The following is a 3,196-nucleotide window of genomic DNA, read 5'->3' on the forward strand; positions in this document are numbered from 1 at the left end:
TGCCGCCCTCGACCGCGCCCGCCTCATCGCGCCGGACGTGGCCGCGGTCGCCGCCGCGACCGGCGTGCCAGCATCCGACATCGGCGCCTTCTACGACCTGTTTGCGGGCACCCGCCGGGTGGTCACCGCCTTCTCGCAGGGTGTGAACCAGTCGGCGCAGGGGACCGACAAGGGCAACAGCATCATCAACTGCCACCTGATCACCGGCCGCATCGGCGAGACCGGGATGGGGCCGTTCTCGCTCACCGGCCAGCCCAACGCCATGGGCGGCCGCGAGGTCGGGGGTCTGGCCAACATGCTGGCCGCCCACATGCACTTCGCCCCCGAGGAGGTGGACCGGGTGCGCCGGTTCTGGGGCGCCCCCCGGATCGTCACCGGCGAGGGCATGAAGGCGGTGGCCCTGTTCGAGGCGGTCGCCCGGGGCAAGATCAAGGCCCTGTGGGTGATGGGCACCAACCCGCTGGTCTCGATGCCGCAGGCCGATCGGATCCGCGAGGCCCTCAAGGGGCTCGAACTCTACGCCGTCTCCGAGGTGATGGCCGATTCCGACACGGTGCGGGGCCTCGGCAAGACCACGGTGCTGCTGCCGGCCCTCGCCTGGGGCGAGAAGGACGGCACGGTCACCAATTCCGAGCGGCGGATCTCCCGGCAGCGCCGGTTCCTGGCCGCTCCCGGCGAGGCACGGGCCGACTGGGCGGTCCTGTCCGAGGTCGGGCGCCGGCTCGGCCACGATCGCGCCTTCGCCTTCCCGTCGGCGGCGTCCGTGTTCCGCGAACATGCCGGGCTCTCGGCCTACGAGAACAACGGCACCCGCGACTTCGATCTGGGCGCGCTCACCGACGTCGGCGACGCCGCCTACGACAGCGCGTTGCCGGTGCAATGGCCGATCCCGAAGCGCTCCGGCCCGAAGGGCGCGCCGCAGGGCAGGGCCCGGCTGTTCGGCGACGGCCGGTTCTACACCTTCGACCGCCGCGCCCGCTTCGTGGCGGTGCAGCCTCCGGGCGTGGCGCAGGCGGTCTCGGAGGATTTCCCGTTCGTGCTCAACACCGGCCGGGTGCGCGACCACTGGCACACGATGACGCGCACCGGGAAAAGTCAGCGCCTCTCGGCGCATCGTGCCGTGCCGTTCGTCGAGGTGCATCCGGATGACGCGGCCGGCCTCGGCCTCATCGAGGGCGGCATCGCCCGCCTGCGGACCGAGCACGGCGAGGCCGAATTGGAGGTGATGATCACCGACACGGTGGTGCGGGGCTGCCTGTTCATGCCGATGCATTGGGGCAGCGCCCACGCGTCGAAGGCGCGGGTCGGCGCCCTCGTCCGCGGCGTACCGGACCCGGTCTCGGGCCAGCCCGAGTTGAAGGCGACGCCCGCCGCCCTCGAGCCCGTCACCTACCGGGCCCGGGGCTTCCTGCTGTCGCGCCGCCAGGTGGCGCTGCCGGAGGGCTGGTGGTGGGCGCGGGCGGCGATCACCGGCGGATGGGGCGTGCAATTCGCCACCGCAGCCAGTTCAAGCGCCGTGGCGCTGATGGTCCGCGGACTGATCCAGAGCGAGGCGCTCGCCGGCTACGAACTCGCCGAATACGCCGACCATGCCCGCGACCGCTACCGCTGCGCCGTCTACTACGGCCCGCGGCTGGTCGCGAGCCTCGCCTACGCCCCCGCGGAAGCACGCCCGGACTGGGAGGCGGCCAAGGCCCTATTCGCCGTCGAGGCCCCCGAGGCGGCCGAGCGCCGCGCCTTGCTCTCGGGACGCGCCGCCACCGCGCCGGCCGGGCCGGTCGTCTGCGCCTGCCATGGGGTCGGCGGCGACGTGATCGCCGCGACCATCGCGGCGGGAGCTGATTCCGTCGAGGCTGTGGGCGCGGCCTGCAAGGCGGGCACGAATTGCGGCTCCTGCATCCCCGAGATCCGCAAGATGCTCCCCGGCCAGACCGCCCGCGCCGCGTGATTCTTTGATATATGCCGAATCGAGAACGGAGCGGCCCGTCCCACCAGCCCCCTCATCCCGGGATGCGGGCGCGGAGCGGCGGCAGCGACGCGGCACCTCAGGATGAGGTTGTCGGTTGGGATAACCGGCACGATGTAGGCTCAGGATAGATTCGTGACCGACACCCCAAGCCTCCTGCGCGCGGCCCGCGCACCCCGCGAGACCCAATCCGCCGGCCTGGAGCCGTTGGCGGTGCTGCCGGTGTTCGTGCCCCTGCGCGGCAAGCGGGTGGTGCTCGCCGGATCCTCGGGTGGGGCGCCCTGGAAGGTGAAGGTCCTGGCCGCCGCGGGCGCCCATGTCGACGTCTACGCGCCTCAGCCCAGCGACGAGCTGCGCGCGGTGCCGAACGAGATCGTCGACGGCAGCGTCGATCTTCACGAGCGTGCCTGGACGCCCGACGACCTCTGGGGCGCGGCCTTCTGCATCGGCGCCATGGAGGACGAGGCCGACTGCGTCGCCTTCGTGGTCGCAGCCCGCGGCGCCGGGGCCATCGTCAACGCGGTGGACCGACCGCACCTGTGCGACGTCAAGTTCGGCGCCATCGTCAACCGCTCGCCGCTGGTGGTCGGCATCTCCACCGAGGGCGCGGCGCCGGTCTTCGGGCAGACCGTGCGCGCCCGGATCGAGGCGATGCTGCCGCGCGGGTTCAGTCGCTGGGTGGGGGCCGCCCGCGACTGGCGGGACGGCGTCACCGCCCGGTTCCACGGGTTCAGCGAGCGGCGCAGCTTCTGGGAGCGCTTCACCGATCGCGCCTTCGCGGAGCCGGACCGCGCCCCGACGCAGCAGGACCTCGCCGAGCTGCTCGGCGAGACCGAGGCGGCGCCGAAGGGCGGCGCGGTGAGCCTCGTCGGCGCCGGTCCGGGCGACGCGGAGCTGCTCACGCTCAAGGCCCTGCGGGCGCTGCGCAATGCCGACGTGATCCTGTACGACGACCTCGTCGCCCCGGAGATCCTGGACTATGCCCGCCGCGAGGCGCGGACCATGCTGGTGGGCAAGACCGGGCACGGCCCGTCCTGCCGCCAGGACGACATCAACGCGCTGATGGTTCAGCTCGCCCGCACCGGCAAGCAGGTGGTGCGGCTGAAATCCGGCGACCCGCTGGTGTTCGGCCGGGCCGGCGAGGAGATCGAGGCTTGCCGGGCCGCGGGCATCCCCGTCACCGTGGTGCCGGGCATCTCGGCCGCGCAGGGGGCCGCAGCGGCGCTGGGC

General features: G+C 73.0%; 2 protein-coding genes. Both read left to right on the plus strand.

Going from position 1 to position 3,196, the window contains the following annotated elements; all coding sequences use genetic code 11:
• Nucleotides 1-1,948: molybdopterin dinucleotide binding domain-containing protein (locus FV228_RS24685; RefSeq protein WP_147856968.1), on the plus strand; the 1,948-nt coding region annotated here is incomplete at its 5' end.
• Between the two features lie 153 nt (nt 1,949-2,101).
• A partial coding sequence (gene cysG, locus FV228_RS24690; RefSeq protein ID WP_187277893.1) for a siroheme synthase CysG occupies nt 2,102-3,196 on the plus strand: 1,095 nt, incomplete at its 3' end.

The sequence above is a fragment of the Methylobacterium sp. WL18 genome (assembly GCF_008040015.1).
Lineage (GTDB): Bacteria > Pseudomonadota > Alphaproteobacteria > Rhizobiales > Beijerinckiaceae > Methylobacterium > Methylobacterium mesophilicum.